The organism is Arthrobacter sp. TE12232, from assembly GCF_054062615.1.
Window position 1 is genome coordinate 3,503,478 of sequence record NZ_JBSSFK010000001.1, and the last position, 16,981, is coordinate 3,520,458.

The following is a 16,981-nucleotide window of genomic DNA, read 5'->3' on the forward strand; positions in this document are numbered from 1 at the left end:
CCGCTTTCCGTTGAATGCTCTGCCGTCGGCCTCATGGTCGGCGCAGTCGTGTCGTGAAACTAGTACCGATTCCGATTATGTTCCTCACCGTCCGTGCCGGTCAATCACTACAGAAACTTTGGAGCCGCCGCGGCGGTCGGCCCGGTTCTGTCCGCGCACCGACGGACTCCGGCGACCCCACCCGCCTCGCCCCGCCGCGTGGGCCGCGAGCAAGTTCGGCGGCGGCCAAAGCTGGTGCAGGCGCGCCGGGCCCATTGCGATTGCTTCGGATCCGGGTACTTTGAAGCCATGACCATCATCCTTGTCGGCGGAGGCCCGGACACCGTGACCATTCCTGCCGTCTTCGACCGGTTCGTCCGGGAACTCCGGCACCGGGCCCCCGGCAGGGTTCCTCGCGTCGCCGTCGTTCTCTTTGACCACGAGGGCAGCTCTGAGTATTTCCTGCCCGCCTATGTTGGGCCGCTGGAATCCCGGATCGACTGCACGGTGCTCCCGGTCCTGCTCCGCTTCAACAAAGAGGCGAATACGGCCGCGTTCGACGAGGTCGACGGCATCGTGGTCGGGGGCGGCCCGACGCCGGCCTATCTGGAAGGCCTCCTGCCGTCCGCGGGGGCCATCCGCCGTGCGGTCTCGGAGGGTGTGCCGTACATGGGGTTCTCCGCCGGGGCGATGGTGGCCCCGGCGCGGGCGATCGTGGGCGGATACCGGATCAGGGGCACCGAAGTCTGCGCGATGGACTGTTCCGAGGGGCTCGAGGAAGTGGAGATCCGCGGCGGGCTGGGCCTGGTGCCCTTCGCCGTCGACGTCCATGCCGCGCAGGCCGGAACACTCAGCCGGGCCGTCGGTGCCGTGGCGAAGGGACTCGTGGACCACGCGGCCGCCGTCGATGAAAACACCGCCCTGGTGCTGCACTACGCGGACCTGCAGCAACTCGACGTGATCGGCACCGGGAACTGCTGGACGATCCGCGGCGCCGGACCCAAGGCCACCGTCTCGGTGCTGTCCGCGCACAGCTAGCCTGCGGAGGCCGGGCACCTTGGGTCCTACCCCTTGGCACCGTTGTTACTCGCGGGTAACATTGCCCCATGCACCTTCTGCTCCGCACCCTCCTGCTGCTGTTCACGTCCTCGCGCCGCCCACCGCTGAGCATCTGGGACAGCTCGTCCCTGCCGCTGCGCGTGTTGCCCACGGATATCGACATCGCCATGCACGTCAACAACGGCATGTATTTCTCGCTCATGGACCTCGGGCGCTTCGACCTCATGGCCCGCAGTGGAACCTGGAAGAAGATGCGCCGCCGGGGCTGGACGCCCGTGGCCGCGGGCGAAACCATCGCCTTCCGCCGTTCGCTGCAGCTGTGGCAGCAGTACACCATCGAATCCAAGATCATCGGCCTTGACTCAAAAGCCATCTACTTCGAGCAGCGGATGGTGGTGGACGGCGAAGTCTATGCCCGCGCCTACATCGCGACCCGGCTGGTCAGCAAGGGCAAGCCCGTCAGCCAGGAGGAGATCGTCCGCGAATTCGGCGCCCCGCCGGCGGATCTGGAGCTGCCTGAGTGGATCCACGAATGGCGCGAAACCAACGCCCTGCCCGGCGCCAGGCGTCCTGCCCCGCATGCCTGGGCCTGACGGGTGCGCCCGCCGGCCAGGCAGGCGCACCCGCTTTGGCCCGGATGTGCCAACAGCGAAATGCCGGGGACAATCCCGGACTGCTCCCGTACCGTTGACTCATGGCTACCGTAGACATCACAGGTGAACAGTTCGCATCGACCGTCGAGGATAACGACATCGTCCTCGTCGATTTCTGGGCCGAATGGTGCGGCCCGTGCAAGCAGTTTGGCCCCACGTACTCAGCAGTCTCCGAGAAGCACCCGGACGTGGTCTTCTCCAAGGTGGACACCGAGGCCGAGCAGCAGCTCGCCGCTGAGGCCGGCATCACCTCGATCCCCACGCTGATGGCCTTCCGCGAAAAGGTCCTGGTGTTCTCGCAGCCCGGCGCCCTGAATGCCCAGCAGCTGGAGCAGGTGGTGGACGCCGTCAAGGCCCTGGACATGGAAGAAGTCCACGCGCATGTTGCCCGCTCCCAGGCCGAGGCCGCTGCCTCGGCGCCCAAGCAGGACGGCACCCAGATCCCGGACGCCTAAACCTCCACAAACGCAAGCAACGCGGGGTCACTCCGCGCCCATAAATCCTTCAAGGATGGGCGCGGAGTGACCCCGCGCTGTCGTTGGAGTGGTGGGTCAGAGCTTTTCGAGTATGACCGGCTCGGCCAGTAGCGCGCTGAGGGACTCATTCAGGTCCTGCACGGCCGTGCCCTTGGAGTGCTTGTCCAGGTCCTCCTGGCTTGCCCACCGTTCGGTCAGCACGAGTTTGTCCTCGTTGGCCTCGGTGAGCTCGTAGCGGATACAACCGGGCTCGTTGACCACCTCGTCAATCGCGATCTCCAGCGCGAGCTTCACGCGGAAGAATTCGCCGTCGTTGGGGATGAAGGTGGCCAGGAGGTCAATTGGTGCGCTCATGGCAATTACCCTACCGGGCGTCCGCGCCGGCGCCGGAAGATGACCGGAAAATTTCATAGGACTTCCAAGCTTTGCTCTTCTCTTGCCTCCGCGCACAAGGTAGCGTCACACCATGCTTGCTTACACAGGCGGGGACACTGACGTCCCGCTGCTCGAGGAAACCATTGGCGCGAACTTCGAACGGATCGCGGCGCGGTTCCCCTATCACGATGCCCTGATCGAGGCGGCCGCAGTGCCCGGCGAAGAGGCCCGGCGGTGGAGCTATACCAAGCTGAACGACGACGTCGACCGCCTGGCACGAGCGCTCCTGGCCCTGGGCGTCGCGAAGGGCGAGCGGATCGGCATCTGGAGTCCCAACTGTGCCGAGTGGACCATCCTGCAGTACGCGACAGCGAAGACCGGGGCGATCCTGGTCAACGTCAACCCCGCCTACCGCAGCCATGAGCTCGAGTTCGTGGTCAAACAGAGCGGCATGCGGATGCTGGTCATGGCGCCGTCAGATAGGAACAGCGACTACACCGGCATGGCACGCCAGGCGTTGGCAGCCTGCCCGGAGCTGCGCGAGCTCGTCTTCCTCCCGGACGCCGGCGCGGAAGGTCTCACCGCCGGCGAACCCGAGCACGAGGCGGAGCGGACATACGCCGAACTGCTCAAGCGGGCTGACGACGTCGCGCACTCCGCGCTGCAGGCGCGCATGGCGGCGCTGGACCCGCACGACCCCATCAACCTGCAGTACACCTCCGGCACCACGGGCTTCCCCAAGGGCGCCACGCTGACGCACCACAACATCCTCAACAACGGCTATTCCATCGGCGAACAACTCGGCTACACCGAACACGACCGCGTCGTGATCCCGGTGCCGTTCTATCACTGCTTCGGAATGGTGATCGGGAACCTGGCGGCGCTCAGCCATGGCGCCGCCACGATCATCCCCGGCCGGTCATTCTCACCGGCCGCGGCACTGGAAGCCGTGCAGGACTTCGGCGGAACGTCCCTCTACGGGGTGCCCACCATGTTCATCGCCGAGCTCGCCCTGCCGGACTTCACCTCCTACGACCTCTCGACCCTGCGCACGGGCGTCATGGCCGGATCACTGTGCCCGATCGAGGTGATGAACCGGGTCATCTCCGAAATGAACATGAAAGACGTCGCCATTTGCTACGGGATGACGGAGACCTCGCCGGTGTCCACGATGACCCGGAGCGTGGACACAATGGCCCAGCGGACCGAGACCGTGGGCCGGACCATGCCGAACCTGGAGAGCAGGATCGTGGACCCGGTCACGGGGGAGGTGCTGGAGCGCGGCGGGATCGGCGAACTCTGCACGCGCGGCTACGCCGTGATGCTGGGGTACTGGAACCAGCCGGACAAGACCGCCGAAGCGATCGACGCCGAGGGGTGGATGCACACCGGGGACCTCGCCCGGATGGACCAGGACGGGTATGTGGTGATCGAAGGCCGTATCAAGGACATGGTGATCCGCGGCGGTGAGAACGTCTATCCGCGCGAAATCGAGGAATTCCTCTACACCCATCCGGACATCCAGGACGTGCAGGTGATCGGCATCCCGGACGCCAAGTACGGCGAAGAACTGATGGCCTGCGTCATCATGAAGCCCGGGGCTGCGCCGCTGGATGCCGCCGGCCTGGCCGAGTTCTGCCGGGGCAAGCTGGCGCACTTCAAGATTCCGCGCTACGTCGACGTCCGGGAAAGCTTCCCCATGACCGTCTCCGGCAAGATCCGCAAGGTGGACATGCGCCAGGAGGCCGCGGCCCGCCTGGGACTCTAACCGCGTTGCTGGTGGTGGCCGGGTCGGGCGTGTTGTTTTATGGCGGGGTGATTCCGGAACGCGGCCAGCCCCGCTGGTGGGAGGACGGGACTAGTGCCCACGGTGGTCCTGGATGGTCATCCGCGGGCCAAAGGTCGGTTTGCGGAAGCCGCTGAGTCCGATCATCCGGACCACCCGCTGCCGGTGCCCTGCCCAGGGCGCCAGAAGCCTGAGCATGCCGGCGTCGTCCGTCCGGCGACCGGTCAGGGCAGCGCCGACGTAGGCCGCGAGGTGGTAGTCGCCCACCGCGATCGAGTCCGGGCAGCCGTGCGTGCGTTGCACCACCTCGGCGGCCGTCCACACTCCAATCCCCGGGATGGTTTGCAGTTTCGCCGCTGCTTCCGCGGCGGGGAGGTCGGCGAGCCGCTCCAGCGCGGCGGCGGAGCGCAGCGCACGCATGACGGTCGCCGAGCGCTGCGGACCCACCCCGGCCTTATGCCATTCCCAGGACGGAATGCGCAGCCACTGGCCGGGCGTGGGCTGGAGCATGAGGTTGGCCGGGGCCACCGTCCCGGCGCCCGGGGCAGCTGTCCCGAAGCGGTACGTCAGGTACCGGTATCCCCGGCGGGCCTCAATGACGGTGACCTTCTGCTCCAGGATGGTCGGCACGAGCGCGTCGACCATCCGTCCGGTGGCGGGCAGCCGGACGGTGAGGTTGCGGCGCCGGGCTTCGACGACCATGCGGGGGAGCGTGGCGTGGAAGGCCGGCTCATCAAAAGCCGTCCAGTCGTCGTCACGGCCCAGCATGCGCGGAACGGAGGCCGCGGCGTCGGCGGCGCCGGGGCCCCAGGACTGGACATCGACGGCGGGATCGGTCCGGGGCCCGGAGGACACGAGCCGAAGCGACGCCGGGCCGGCCGGCGTCGTGAACGCAAACCACACGGCGCCCGGTGATGTGCGGATGGAAGGGTCCCCCTGCCCCCTCAGCAGCGGCCCGACCGTCTGCATCAGGTCGAAGGGGCCGCCGGGCCGCCACCGCAAAGAGGCGTCCGCCGCGGCGGCATGGCCGGCGGGAACGTCTGCGAGGGTCATCCGAATATGTTCCCACGCCGGACGGAAAGCCCCCGCACCGGAGGTTCCGGCAGGTGAGCCAAACGGCCCTAAATCTGCGCGGTTTCCGGGGCTAGAATCCGGCTGGGACACCCATGCGGCGGTCCTGCCGTTGGCCCGGGCCCTGGGGCCGCCAGGAGCAGATCATGGCCGGTGGAGTGGTGCATTTCGAGATTCCCGCAGACGACGAGGATCGGGCGCGGGAGTTCTACAGTTCAATCTTCGGCTGGGGTTTCCAGGTCATGCCCGAAATGGAGTACAGCCTGGCCATGACGACGCCGATGGACGAGCACGGCCGGCCCGCCGTCACCGGGTCCATCAACGGCGGGTTGTTCCGGCGCGGGGACCTTATGGCACCGGTTGTCACGATCGACGTCGACGACATCGATGCCGCACTGGCGAGCATCGCCGCCCGCGGCGGGTCCGTGGTCCGTGAAAAGCTGGAGGTCCCGGGGATGGGATGGAATGCCTATTTCAAGGACAGTGAAGGCAACGTGGTGGGGTTGTGGCAGAACGCGGTGCCGGCGGGCGGCGCGGACCCGGGGAATGACATCGGCGCCTGAGTGGCGTACTCATGTGCCGGGTTGACCGATTCCGGCAGGCGGCCGCAGCAGGTCAGTGCATCCCTGTGCTGAGCCAGAGCGCCAGGACTGCCAGCGGGATTACCAGGACGACGGCGACGACGCCTGCCACGGCGAAGCCGCCCCAGCGGATGTCCACGTTGAGTGCGCGGAGCCGCTCGTGCCACAGCAGCGTGGCCAGCGAAGCCCAAGGGGTGACCAGCGGACCCAGATTCACTCCGATCAGCAGCGCCGCCAGCCGGGCCGGGGAGCCGCCCACCGGTTCCAGGGCCAGGTAGGCAGGCAGGTTGTTGACGGCGTTGGCGGCCCCGGTGCCCAGCCCGGCGAGCTGCAGGAGCGCCGGCAGGCTGTCCCCGGTGCCGGCAATCCCGGTCAGGAAGCGGGTGAGCCCGTTCGCGTGCAGGGTCTCCACCACCATAAACAGGCCCGAGGTGAGCATGAGCGGCCGCCACGGAATCATGGACCAGCGCAGGGCGGAGCGGCGCCGCCAAAGGAACAGCAGGAGCAGGACGGCCGCCGCCGCGATCGCCGGGATCTGCACCGGAATCCCGGAAACCAGCGCCGGCAGCAGGACCACCATCACCCCGGACGCCGCGTACAGCAGCACCCGGTCCCGCACTTTGTGGATCGGCTGCGGCCCGTAGCGGCCGCGCAGATCCTTCCGGAACGCCAGCCACAGGAGCACCAGCGGCACGAGGATGCCCACCACGGCCGGCGCCCACACCAGCGAGGCGAACGCGGCGGGGCTCAGTTTGAGCCGGTCCTGCGCCAGCAGGTTGGTCAGGTTGGAGACCGGCAGCAGCAGCGACGCCGTGTTCGCCAGCCAGACCGTGGTCATGGCAAACGGCAGCGCCGGAATCCGGGCATGAACGGCCAGCAGCACGACGACGGGCGTCACCAGTACCGCCGTCGTATCCAGCGACAAGAACACCGTGGACACGGTGGCGAGGGCGATCACGAGCAGCCACAACAGAAACACCCGGCCACGGCCCAGAGCGGCCAGCCGCTCCGTCACCACGCGGAAGAGCCCGGCGTCATCCACCAGCTCCGTGACCAGGGACATTGCCACGACAAACGCCAGAACCGGCACAGTCCGCGCCGCCAGCTCGTCGAACGCCTGGACCGGCAGCAGCCCCGACGCCAGCGCCGCGCACCCTGCCAGCAGCATGCCCGCCGGCAGCGCATAGCTCTTGAACCTCTTCATCCGGGCGATCCACTTCACCGCCCAATCGTCGCACCTCAAGGGGACGGGACTGCGCCGACGTGCCCGTCCGCCGGAGACGGTAACTTGGTACCTATGAAGTACGCCCCGTCCGTTCTGGACCTCATCGGCCATACACCGCTCGTCAAGCTCAACCACGTGACCGACGGCATTGCAGCCACCGTCCTGGTGAAACTGGAATACCTGAACCCCGGCGGTTCGATCAAGGACCGCATCGCGGTCAAGATGATCGAGGAGGCCGAACGGACGGGCAAACTCCTGCCCGGCGGCACGATCGTGGAACCCACCTCGGGCAACACCGGCGTCGGCCTGGCGCTCGTGGCGCAGCAGAAGGGCTACCGCTGCATCTTCGTCGTGCCGGACAAGGTCGGCGAAGACAAGCGGGCCGTGCTCCAGGCGTACGGCGCCGAAGTGGTGGTCACCCCCACCGCCGTCCCGCCGGACAGCCCGCAAAGCTACTACGGCGTCTCCGACCGGCTCGTCACCGAAATCCCCGGAGCCTACAAGCCGGACCAGTTCTCCAACCCGGCCGCCCCGGCAAGCCACTACGAAACCACCGGACCCGAGATCTGGAACGACACCGACGGCCGGATCACGCACTGCGTGATCGGCGCCGGCACCGGCGGCACCATCACCGGCACCGGCCGGTACCTGAAGGAAGTCTCCGCCGGACGGCCCGAGGCCGAGGGCGGCGTCGTCAAGATCATCGGCGCCGATCCCGCCGGCTCGGTCTACTCCGGCGGCACGGGCCGCCCCTACTTTGTCGAGGGCGTCGGCGAGGACATGTGGCCGGCCAACTACGACAAGTCCATCCCGGACGACGTCATTGCCGTCAGCGACGCCGACTCCTTCGCGATGACGCGCCGGCTGGCCCGCGAAGAAGGCCTGCTGGTGGGCGGGTCCTCGGGCATGGCCGTCGTGGCCGCGCTGGAGGTCGCCAGGGACCTCCCGGCGGACGCCGTCGTGGTGGTCATCCTGCCGGACTCCGGACGCGGCTACCTCGCGAAGATCTTCAACGACCAGTGGATGCGCTCCTACGGCTTCCTGGCCGGCGGGGACGAGGCCTCGGTGGGCGAGATCCTCAAGGCCAAGACCGGGGAACTCCCGGACCTCGTCCACATCCACCCGAACGAGAGCGTCCGCGATGTCATCAACATCATGAACGAGTTCGGCGTCTCGCACATCCCCGTCCTGTCCCAGGAACCGCCCGTCGTGATGGGCGAGGTCCTTGGCGCCGTGGACGAACGCACGCTCACGGCCAAGCTCTTCCGGGGCGAGGCCAAGCTCTCGGACAAGATCTCCGAACACATGGAGGCCCGGCTGCCCGTGATCGGCTCCCTCGAATCGATCTCGACCGCCCGCGAACTCCTCTCCGACGCCGACACCCTCATGGTGACGTTCGTCGGCGCTCCGGTGGGAATCCTGACCCGCCACGACCTCCTCGCCTACCTCAGCAACTGACCAGTTCAAGGAGTCCCATGTCTCTGCCAGAAAGCTCTTCCGCGAAGAAGACCGGCTTCAACACCCGCGCCGTGCACGCCGGCCAGGCCTTCGAGCCGCGCACCGGCGCCGTGGTGCCTCCCGTGCACTTCTCCTCCACCTACGCGCAGGACGGGATCGGCGGACTGCGCGCCGGCTACGAATACGGCCGCGGCACCAACCCCACCCGCGATGCCCTGCAGGAGCAGCTGGCCGCGCTGGAGGGCGGGACCGCCGCATTCTCCTTCAGCTCGGGTCTGGCGGCCGAGGACTCCATGATCCGTGCCCTGACCCGGCCCGGTGACCACATCGTGCTCGGCAACGACGCCTACGGCGGCACCTACCGGCTCATCAGCCGGGTCCTGGGGGAGTGGGGCATCGGCAACACCCCGGTGGACATGTCCGACCTCGACGCCGTCGCCAAGGCCGTGGCCGCCGGCGGTGCTGCCGACGGCGGCGGCAAGACCCGCCTAGTGTGGGTGGAGACGCCGTCGAACCCGATGATGAAGATCACCGACATCGAGGCCCTCGCCAAGGTGGCGCACGACGCCGGTGCCCTCCTCGTCGTGGACAACACCTTCGCCTCGCCGTACCTGCAGAACCCGCTGGCCCTCGGCGCCGACGTCGTGGTGCACTCCACCACCAAATACATCGGCGGACACTCCGACGTCGTCGGCGGCGCGATCGTGGTCAACGACCCGGAGCTGGCCGAGAAGATCGGCTTCGTCCAGTTCGCCGTCGGCGCCGTGTCCGGTCCGATGGACGCCTTCCTCACCACCCGCGGCCTGAAAACCCTCGGCGTGCGGATGGACCGGCACAGCGACAACGCCCAGGCCGTCGCGGAATGGCTGCTCGAACGCCCCGAAGTGGAGGCCGTGCTGTACCCGGGACTGCCCTCCCACCCGGGCCACGAGCTCGCCAGGAAGCAGATGAAGAAATTCGGCGGCATGATCTCCGTGCAGTTCAAGGGCGGCGAAGCCGCGGCACGCAAGGTGGCCGAATCGACCTCCGTGTTCACCCTGGCCGAGTCCCTGGGCGGGATCGAATCGCTCATGAACTACCCCTCCGAAATGACGCATGCCTCGGTCAAGGGCACCGAACTGGCGGTCCCGGTCAACCTGATCCGGCTCTCGTGCGGCATCGAGGACGTCGAGGACCTCATCGCCGACCTCGACGCCGCGCTTTCCGCCCTGGACGGCGGCAGCTAGCCACCCGTTCCCGCAGTGCCGACCCTAGCTTTCTCTAAGAGAGTCAGCTAGGGTTGGCTGCATGGCACTCCGATCCGACTGGTCCCAGCGGACCTGCAGCATGGCCCGCGGCCTCGACATCCTCGGCGATCCCTGGAGCATGCTCGTCCTGCGCGAGGTCTTCTTCGGCAACGGCCGCTTCGAGGCCATGAAGCAGCGGCTCGGAGCAGCCGATTCCGTGCTCACCAAGCGGCTCGGCGGGCTCGTCGACGCCGGGCTGCTCACCCGGCGGCCCTACGACGACGGCGGCCGCACCCGCCAGGAATACGTCCTCACCACCAAGGGCGAGGACGCCCTGCCGGTGCTCAACGCCGTCGTCATCTGGGCCGAAAAGCACCTCCCGGCCCCTTCCGAGCAGGCGCACATGTTCGTCATTCACAACGGCTGCGGGGCGAGGACCTCCTCTGCGGACACCTGTACTGCCTGCGGGGAGCGGCTGACGGCCGGGAACACGAGCTGGCACAGCCTGACCCGCACCGCCGACCCCGTGCCGCTGGCCTCGGCCCGCGCGCAGACCCCGGTCCCCGGCCGGCCCAAGTCCCAGCCCCAGAACGGAACCGCCGCATGAGCGCCCCCCAAGACACTCTGACCCCCGCGCCCGTCCGCCGCCGGATCCACCCGGCGTGGGGCGTGGCCGCCGTGGCCTTCCTCGCGCTCGTCGGCGCGGCCGGGTTCCGTGCCGCCCCGGGCGTGCTGATGGTGCCGCTGCAGAACGAGTTCGGCTGGTCCACGACCGTGCTCTCTGCCGCGGTCAGCATCAACCTCGTACTGTTCGGGCTCACGGCACCGTTCGCTGCGGCCCTCATGGAACGCTTCGGCATCCGCGCCGTCACCGCCGTGGCCCTGATGCTGATCGGCGCCGGCAGCGCGCTGACGGTCCTCGTGAACCAGTCCTGGCAGATCCTGCTGACGTGGGGGCTGCTGATCGGACTCGGCACCGGGTCCATGGCACTGGTCTTCGCCACCACCGTCGCCAACACGTGGTTCGCCAAGAGCCGGGGCCTGGTGATCGGCATCCTCACCGCCGGCAGCGCCGCCGGGCAGCTCGTATTCCTGCCCTTCATTGCGCTCCTGGCCCAGGACCCGGGCTGGCGCCAGGCCTCGCTCCTCATCGGTGCCGGCGCGCTCGCGGTAGTGCCGCTCGTGCTGAAGTTCCTGAAGAACTCACCGGCCGACGTCGGCGTGCTGCCTTACGGGGCCACGCCGCCGGCCGCCGACGGGACCTCCGATGAGACTGCCGGGCCCGAGACCGCCGCGCCGGAAGCCGCCGAACCCAGCCGCAACGCGGCCGTCCGGGCCTTGCAGGTCCTCAAGCGGGCCAGCAAGGTCCGTACCTTCTGGGCCCTCGTGGCCGGCTTCGCGATCTGCGGCGCAACCACCAACGGGCTGATCGGCACCCACTTCATCCCCTCGGCCCACGACCACGGCATGCCGGAAACCACCGCGGCGGGCCTGCTCGCCGTCGTCGGGCTCTTCGACATCGTCGGAACCATCGCCTCCGGCTGGCTCACGGACCGCTTCAACCCCCGGATCCTGCTCGCGGTGTACTACCAGTTCCGCGGTATCGGGCTGCTGGTCCTGCCCTTGCTGCTCAGCGCCACGGTGCAGCCCAGCATGATCGTGTTCGTCGTCATCTACGGCCTGGACTGGGTGGCCACGGTGCCGCCCACCGCCGCGATCTGCCGCCAGGTGTTCGGCGCCGACGGCAGCGTCGTGTTCGGCTGGGTGTTCGCCGCCCACCAGCTTGGCGCGGCCGCTGCCGCCTTGGCGGCCGGAGCCGTCCGGGACGCCACCGGCCAGTACACCTACGCCTGGTTCGCCGCCGCCGCGATGTGCACGATCGCCGCCGTCATCAGCGCCACCATCCGCAAGGACGCCAGAAAGACGGACACGGTCCCGGCTGCGGCGTAGCTGTTCTGTAGACTGACCCGACAGCGAGGGCGCGTTTCGGCCGCCCGGACGGAACCGACCATTCGGCAAGCGTCTACACCAGCAGCCCGATTGGGGAATTCATGTCAGTGCTCGATTCCGAAGACCGCCCGGCGCAGCCGGACCCGAAACCGCCCCTCCCGATACGGCCCGTCCCGAAACCGCTGAGCGCGACACAACCGGTCCGGATACTGCTGTGGCTCTCCGTCATAGTGGCCATCGCTGCCGTCGGCTACTTCATCTGGGTGTCGCTCGGGGTCTGGGCCAAGCACGGACTGGACTTCAGCGTCTACTGGTACGGCGGGAAAATCCTCAACGACGCCGGCGCCGCGCCGTCGGACCTGTACGCGGGAAACGTGGACTGGGCCGGGGGCCCGGGGCTGAAGTTCACGTATCCGCCGTTCGCCGCCTTGCTCTTCAGCTTCTTGGCCCGGCTGCCGCAGGTGACCGCGCTGACACTGTTCAATACCGCCGGCGCCGTCGTCGGCATCCTGGCCGCCGTCCGCACGGTCCGTTACTGGAACGCCAAAACCAATTGGCGCGCCACCTTCCGGTCCCCGCGCAACTGCTGGGCCGCCGCCGTCGTGGTCCTGGCGTTGCTGAATCTCGGTCCGTGGCGCGAGACCCTGGTGTTCGGCCAGATCAACATCCTGCTGATGGGCCTGATGGCCGCGGACCTGCTGGCCCGGAACTCGCGCTGGACCCGCGGCGTCCCCGGCAGCGGCTTCCTGGTGGGGGTCGCCGCCGGCATCAAGCTGACGCCCTTGGTGTTCGGCCTGTACTACGTGGTCCGCAAGGACTGGCGCGGACTGTGCAACATGGCCGCCGGCTTCACTGTCACGGTGGTGATCGGCTGGCTGCTGCGTCCCGTCGAGTCCTTGCAGTTCTGGCTCCAGATGCTGCCGGACACCTCCCGGATGGGCGGAGCGGGCTATGTGGACAACCTGTCCCTCAAGGGCGCGCTGCTGCACTTCGGCGTTCCGGAACCGCTCGTCACCGTGCCGTGGCTCGTGCTGAGCCTGGCGGTCGTGGCCCTGGGCGCAGGAGTCATCAAGGCCGCCAGCGACCAGGGCGCCCGGGTCGTCGCTGTTGCGGCGACGGCGCTGACCATGCTGTTGATCAGCCCGGTCTCCTGGTCCCATCACTGGGTGTGGGTCGCGGCGGTCTTCCCGGCCTTCGCCTGGACCCTGCGCGAAACCCCCCGCCGCTACGCCCGGATGCGCTGGACCATGGGCGGGGTGCTGGGCGTTTCGATCCTGGTGTTCCTGTTCTCACCGAAGACCATCGGCACGGCGCTGGGCGCGCAGAACCTCGACCTCCAGACACCGGGCCTGTGGATCATGGCCTCCAGCGCCGGGGTGTTCTGCGCCGTGGCCCTCCTGGTCTGCTGGCTCGTCGCCCTGCGCCGGGACTCGGTGGCGCCGCAGCTTGACCTTGCTTCCATGCCTGCCGCCGAAGTGGACGTCCGGACCTCCGCGGTCTCCTCGTAGCTGCCGCCCCGCCGGGCGGCGCTAGGCTGTTCGCCATGAGCTCCCCGTCACCCCGTAAGACTGCCCTCGTCACCGGCGTCGGCCGGCTCGCCGGAATCGGCGCCGGCATCGCGCGCCGCCTCGCCGCGGACGGCTGGGACCTCGTCCTGAGCTACTGGCAGGACTACGACGCCCGGATGCCGTGGGGAGTCCAGCCCGACGACGTCGAACGCCTCACCGTCGAGCTGCAGGCGACCGGCGCCGCCGTCGTGGTCCTGCCGGCGGATTTGGAAGACCCGCAGGCCGTGGACGGGCTGATGGCCGCGGTGGCGGCCGAGGCCGGAACCCTGGAGGGCCTGGTGCTCAGCCACGCCGAATCCGTGGACTCCGGCATCCTGGATACGTCCCTGGCGAGCTTCGAACGGCACTTCGCGGTCAACACCCGCGCCAGCTGGCAGTTGATTGCCGCTTTCGCCCGGCAGGCGGGTCCCGACGGCGGGGCCATCGTGGCGCTGACCAGCGATCACACCGCCTTCAACCTGCCCTACGGAGCGTCAAAGGGTGCGCTGGACCGGATCGTGATCGCGGCGGCCCGGGAGCTCGGCCCGCTGGGGATCAGCGCCAACGTCCTCAACCCGGGACCCGTGGACACCGGCTGGATGGATGACGTGCTCCGCGGCGAACTGGCCGTCCGGCAGCCCGGCGGCCGGCTGGGCACTCCGGCGGACGTGGCCGGCACGGTCGCGTTTCTGCTCTCGCCCGAGGGCCGCTGGATGTCCGGGCAGCTGGTCAAGGCCGACGGCGGCTTCTCCGCCTGAGGTCCCCGGACCCCGCTTCCCTGCACGCCGACGTCGTTGATCCGGTGGTGGCCGGATCCGGTCAGTCGGCGGTCAGCAGGGCGAGGGCTGTTGCCAGTTCGGTGGCGGCGCCTTGGAGGAGGCAGGCCGTCTCGCGTGCCCGGGCGTTGCGTCCGGACTGGAGGTCGGCATCAATGAGGTCGGCCATGAGTTGGAGCTGGCACGCACCGGCAATGGATGCGGACCAGGACAGGCTTTGGGCGGCGAGGCGCGCGTCTTCCCAGTCCCCGACGGTCAAGGCCCGGTGAACCTTTTCGACCCGGTGGGGAAGCATGAGCTGGAATGTAGTGACGAAGTCGTGGAACCGCCAGGACTGGAGTGTGCCTGTGCTCTCCTGAAGGCGGTTGCGGTCCAGAACAGGTGCCGTGGCGATGCGGGCACGGTACCTGCGGGGTCCCTGGTCAGCCCCCAAAATGTCCTGATCGTTCACGCCCGCGCTGGTCGTGGCGTGACGTGCCGGAAAGAACCGGAGCGTCCACGCGGCTGACTTGGCATTGAGACCCATGATGTCCCCCTAACCCGGCATCCTGTTCCGATCCGTCGGACAGGCAGCGTGCCGCCCTCCGGAGCGATGGCACCACTCTACGAATGCGCCCCAGGGAGAACACGAGTGCTGGCTACCCGAAATCTCAGCAGTCACCACTTGTATCACTGGCCCCATACGTACCTCACGACCGGGATCGCCTTCGCGGGCTCGCGGGCTTAGCGGAAGGCCGGGATCCCCGTGATGTGCTGGCCCAGGACCAGGGTGTGGACCTCGTCGGTGCCCTCGTAGGTGCGGACGGATTCCAGGTTGGCGGCGTGCCGCAGGGGCGAATAGTCCAGTGTGATTCCGTTGCCGCCCAGGATGGTGCGGGCCTCCCGGGCAATGCTGAGCGCCTCCCGGACGTTGTTCAGCTTGCCGAGCGAGATCTGCTCCGGCCGCAGCCTGCCGGCGTCCTTGAGCCGGCCCAGATGCAGGGCCAGGAGGGTGCCTTTCTGGATTTCCAGGAGCATGTTCACGAGCTTCTCCTGCGTCAGTTGGTACCCGGCCAGCGGCTTGCCGAACTGCAGCCGCTCCTGGGCATAGGCCAGGGCCGCCTCGTAGGAATCCCGGGCGGCGCCCATCGCGCCCCAGGCGATCCCGTACCGGGCCTCGTTGAGGCAGGAGAACGGGCCCCGGAGCCCCCGCGCCGCCGGCAGCAGCGCCTCCGGACCCAGCCGGACGGCGTCGAATGTGATGTCGCACTGGATCGAAGCGCGCATCGAGAGCTTCTGCCCGATCGGCGTTGCGGTGACCCCCGGGGTGCCGGCGGGGACGAGGAAGCCGCGCACGCCGTCCTCCGTCATGGCCCACACCACCAGCACGTCCGCCACCGACGCGAGCCCGATCCAGCGTTTGGCGCCGTCCAGGACCCAGCCGGCGGTGTCCGCGGAGCCGTCGCGGCGGGCGAAGGTCTTCATCGAGGCGGGGTCCGAGCCGGCCGTGGGCTCGGTCAGGGCAAAGGCGCCGATCAGTTCGCCGGCGGCCATCCGGGGGAGCCACTCCTGTTTCTGGTCCTCGGAGCCCCACTTGTGGATGGCCGTCATGGCGAGGGAGCCCTGCACGGAGACAAAGGTGCGGATGCCGGAATCGCCGGCCTCAAGCTCCATTGCCGCGAGGCCGTACTCGACGGCGGAGCGGCCGGGGCAGCCGTAGCCCTCCAGGTGCATGCCGAGCACGCCGAGTTCGCCAAGCTCCGGGGCGAGGTCCAGGGGGAACACGGCGTCGTCGTACCAGCCGGCGATCCCGGGCCGGATGCGCTGGTTGGTGAAGTCGCGGACGCGCTCCCGCACGGCCAGCTCCCCGGCGCTCAGCAGGGAATCGATCGCCAGGACATCGGAAACATCGGAAAGGTTGGCCTCGTTGCTCATGCCAGCATCCTACGGCGGCTCCGCTCGTAGCGGTGGTGCTCAGCCCGGTGGTGCCCGCCCGGTGCACGGGGACCGGTGCGGGCGCTGAATCCGGTGCCCGGGCGGGCCTACACTGGTGCCATGGAAACCGCATCTGTGCTTGCTGTCTGCCGGGTTCACCAGCTGCTCGAAGATCCCGGCAGCGTCGGGGTCACCGCGATCGACAAGCGCCCCGTGGACGGCCCGGTACGGGTCCACAAACTCGGCCTGCGCGGTGATGTCCAGGCGAGCAGGATGGACCACGGCGGCGAGGACCAGGCTCTCTACGCGTACTCGCAGGACGACGCCGATTACTGGGCAGGGGAGCTCGGGCGGGAGATGCCGCCGGGCATCTTCGGCGAAAACCTGCGGATCTCAGGACTCAGCGCCTCCAATGCTGTGATCGGCGAACGCTGGAAGATTGGACTGGACGTCGAGGTGGAAGTCACCTCCCCGCGCGTCCCCTGCGCCACGTTTCAGCGGCGGATGGGCGAGCCGCACTGGGTCAAGCGGTTCACCGAGGCGGGCAAGGTCGGCACGTACCTGCGGGTGGTACGGACCGGCAGCATCGAGGCCGGAGACCACATCCACCGGATCTTTGTCCCGGTCCACGGCGTGACCGTTGCCAAGTGGTTCACCGATCCCACCTTGGAGGATATGGAAGCCCTGCGCGACGCCGACGCTGACGGCGAGATCCGCCTCCAGCCCGAATATCACGAGCGATTCGAGAGGCTGCAGCGACAGCTTGGCGTGTAGCCGTGCCGCGCCGGTGTGCGCAAGCTCACCCGCCGCCGTCGGCCCCTCAATTACCACTGTTCTGGTTCATGCCCTACACTGGAACTATCCCCCACTCCGGAAATCCCTTATTCCTGCCCAATTCTTGAGGC

17 protein-coding genes are annotated in these 16,981 nt (G+C 68.4%); 12 read left to right on the forward strand and 5 right to left on the reverse strand.

Annotated features, from left to right (window positions below; genetic code table 11):
• Positions 1-288 precede the first annotated feature (288 nt).
• From ACVWZ7_RS15645 to trxA, 3 genes are all read left to right on the forward strand, one after another.
• Entirely contained in the window at positions 289-1,017 is a 729-nt protein-coding gene (locus ACVWZ7_RS15645; RefSeq protein WP_456508409.1) for a Type 1 glutamine amidotransferase-like domain-containing protein, read from the forward strand.
• Positions 1,018-1,085: 68 nt separating this feature from the next.
• On the forward strand, positions 1,086-1,631 hold the full coding sequence (locus tag ACVWZ7_RS15650; RefSeq protein WP_116765168.1) for an acyl-CoA thioesterase: 546 nt from the start codon (positions 1,086-1,088) through the stop codon (positions 1,629-1,631).
• Between the two features lie 101 nt (positions 1,632-1,732).
• A complete protein-coding gene (gene trxA, locus ACVWZ7_RS15655; RefSeq protein ID WP_344361978.1) occupies positions 1,733-2,146 on the forward strand; it encodes a thioredoxin in 414 nt (137 codons plus the stop codon).
• A gap of 96 nt (positions 2,147-2,242) precedes the next feature.
• Here trxA and ACVWZ7_RS15660 read toward each other — a convergent pair whose 3' ends face one another.
• Complete coding sequence (locus tag ACVWZ7_RS15660) at positions 2,243-2,521, reverse strand: putative quinol monooxygenase (protein WP_344361980.1); 279 nt, start codon at positions 2,519-2,521, stop codon at positions 2,243-2,245.
• A 112-nt stretch (positions 2,522-2,633) separates the two neighbouring features.
• Here ACVWZ7_RS15660 and ACVWZ7_RS15665 point away from each other — a divergent pair, with 112 nt between their 5' ends.
• The gene (locus ACVWZ7_RS15665; RefSeq protein ID WP_456508410.1) at positions 2,634-4,310 is read left to right on the forward strand and encodes an AMP-binding protein; all 1,677 of its coding nucleotides are present in this window, start codon (positions 2,634-2,636) and stop codon (positions 4,308-4,310) included.
• A 90-nt stretch (positions 4,311-4,400) separates the two neighbouring features.
• Here the strand turns inward: ACVWZ7_RS15665 and ACVWZ7_RS15670 are convergent, their stop codons facing one another.
• Positions 4,401-5,381, reverse strand: a complete 981-nt coding sequence (locus tag ACVWZ7_RS15670) for a DNA-3-methyladenine glycosylase family protein (RefSeq protein ID WP_344361985.1) — start codon at positions 5,379-5,381, stop codon at positions 4,401-4,403.
• Positions 5,382-5,545: 164 nt separating this feature from the next.
• On the opposite strand from ACVWZ7_RS15670, the gene ACVWZ7_RS15675 reads away from it, so the two are divergent.
• Positions 5,546-5,962: a VOC family protein gene (locus ACVWZ7_RS15675; protein ID WP_456508411.1), complete on the forward strand. Its 417-nt coding sequence runs from the start codon at positions 5,546-5,548 to the stop codon at positions 5,960-5,962.
• A gap of 52 nt (positions 5,963-6,014) precedes the next feature.
• Here the strand turns inward: ACVWZ7_RS15675 and ACVWZ7_RS15680 are convergent, their stop codons facing one another.
• Positions 6,015-7,184 carry an SLC13 family permease gene (locus ACVWZ7_RS15680; protein ID WP_344361991.1) on the reverse strand — a complete coding sequence of 390 codons (1,170 nt, stop codon included), beginning with the start codon at positions 7,182-7,184 and terminating at the stop codon, positions 6,015-6,017.
• A 93-nt stretch (positions 7,185-7,277) separates the two neighbouring features.
• On the opposite strand from ACVWZ7_RS15680, the gene ACVWZ7_RS15685 reads away from it, so the two are divergent.
• The 6 genes from ACVWZ7_RS15685 (at position 7,278) to ACVWZ7_RS15710 (ending at position 14,144) form a co-directional block, all read left to right on the forward strand.
• On the forward strand, positions 7,278-8,663 hold the full coding sequence (locus ACVWZ7_RS15685; RefSeq protein WP_116765161.1) for a cystathionine beta-synthase: 1,386 nt from the start codon (positions 7,278-7,280) through the stop codon (positions 8,661-8,663).
• Positions 8,664-8,680: 17 nt separating this feature from the next.
• The gene (locus ACVWZ7_RS15690; RefSeq protein ID WP_456508412.1) at positions 8,681-9,889 is read left to right on the forward strand and encodes a cystathionine gamma-synthase; all 1,209 of its coding nucleotides are present in this window, start codon (positions 8,681-8,683) and stop codon (positions 9,887-9,889) included.
• A gap of 61 nt (positions 9,890-9,950) precedes the next feature.
• Positions 9,951-10,496, forward strand: coding sequence for a winged helix-turn-helix transcriptional regulator (locus tag ACVWZ7_RS15695; protein WP_456508413.1), 546 nt, complete (start codon positions 9,951-9,953; stop codon positions 10,494-10,496).
• Positions 10,493-11,839, forward strand: a complete 1,347-nt coding sequence (locus tag ACVWZ7_RS15700) for an MFS transporter (RefSeq protein WP_116765158.1) — start codon at positions 10,493-10,495, stop codon at positions 11,837-11,839. Before ACVWZ7_RS15695 ends, ACVWZ7_RS15700 begins: the two co-directional genes overlap by 4 nt.
• A gap of 101 nt (positions 11,840-11,940) precedes the next feature.
• Positions 11,941-13,347 carry a glycosyltransferase 87 family protein gene (locus ACVWZ7_RS15705; RefSeq protein WP_344362000.1) on the forward strand — a complete coding sequence of 469 codons (1,407 nt, stop codon included), beginning with the start codon at positions 11,941-11,943 and terminating at the stop codon, positions 13,345-13,347.
• Between the two features lie 35 nt (positions 13,348-13,382).
• Positions 13,383-14,144: an SDR family oxidoreductase gene (locus ACVWZ7_RS15710; RefSeq protein WP_456508414.1), complete on the forward strand. Its 762-nt coding sequence runs from the start codon at positions 13,383-13,385 to the stop codon at positions 14,142-14,144.
• Positions 14,145-14,205: 61 nt separating this feature from the next.
• Here the strand turns inward: ACVWZ7_RS15710 and ACVWZ7_RS15715 are convergent, their stop codons facing one another.
• A complete protein-coding gene (locus ACVWZ7_RS15715; RefSeq protein WP_456508415.1) occupies positions 14,206-14,688 on the reverse strand; it encodes a hypothetical protein in 483 nt (160 codons plus the stop codon).
• A 197-nt stretch (positions 14,689-14,885) separates the two neighbouring features.
• The gene (locus ACVWZ7_RS15720) at positions 14,886-16,076 is read right to left on the reverse strand and encodes an acyl-CoA dehydrogenase family protein (protein ID WP_456508416.1); all 1,191 of its coding nucleotides are present in this window, start codon (positions 16,074-16,076) and stop codon (positions 14,886-14,888) included.
• A gap of 120 nt (positions 16,077-16,196) precedes the next feature.
• On the opposite strand from ACVWZ7_RS15720, the gene ACVWZ7_RS15725 reads away from it, so the two are divergent.
• A complete protein-coding gene (locus ACVWZ7_RS15725; RefSeq protein ID WP_116765153.1) occupies positions 16,197-16,850 on the forward strand; it encodes an MOSC domain-containing protein in 654 nt (217 codons plus the stop codon).
• Positions 16,851-16,981 lie beyond the last annotated feature (131 nt).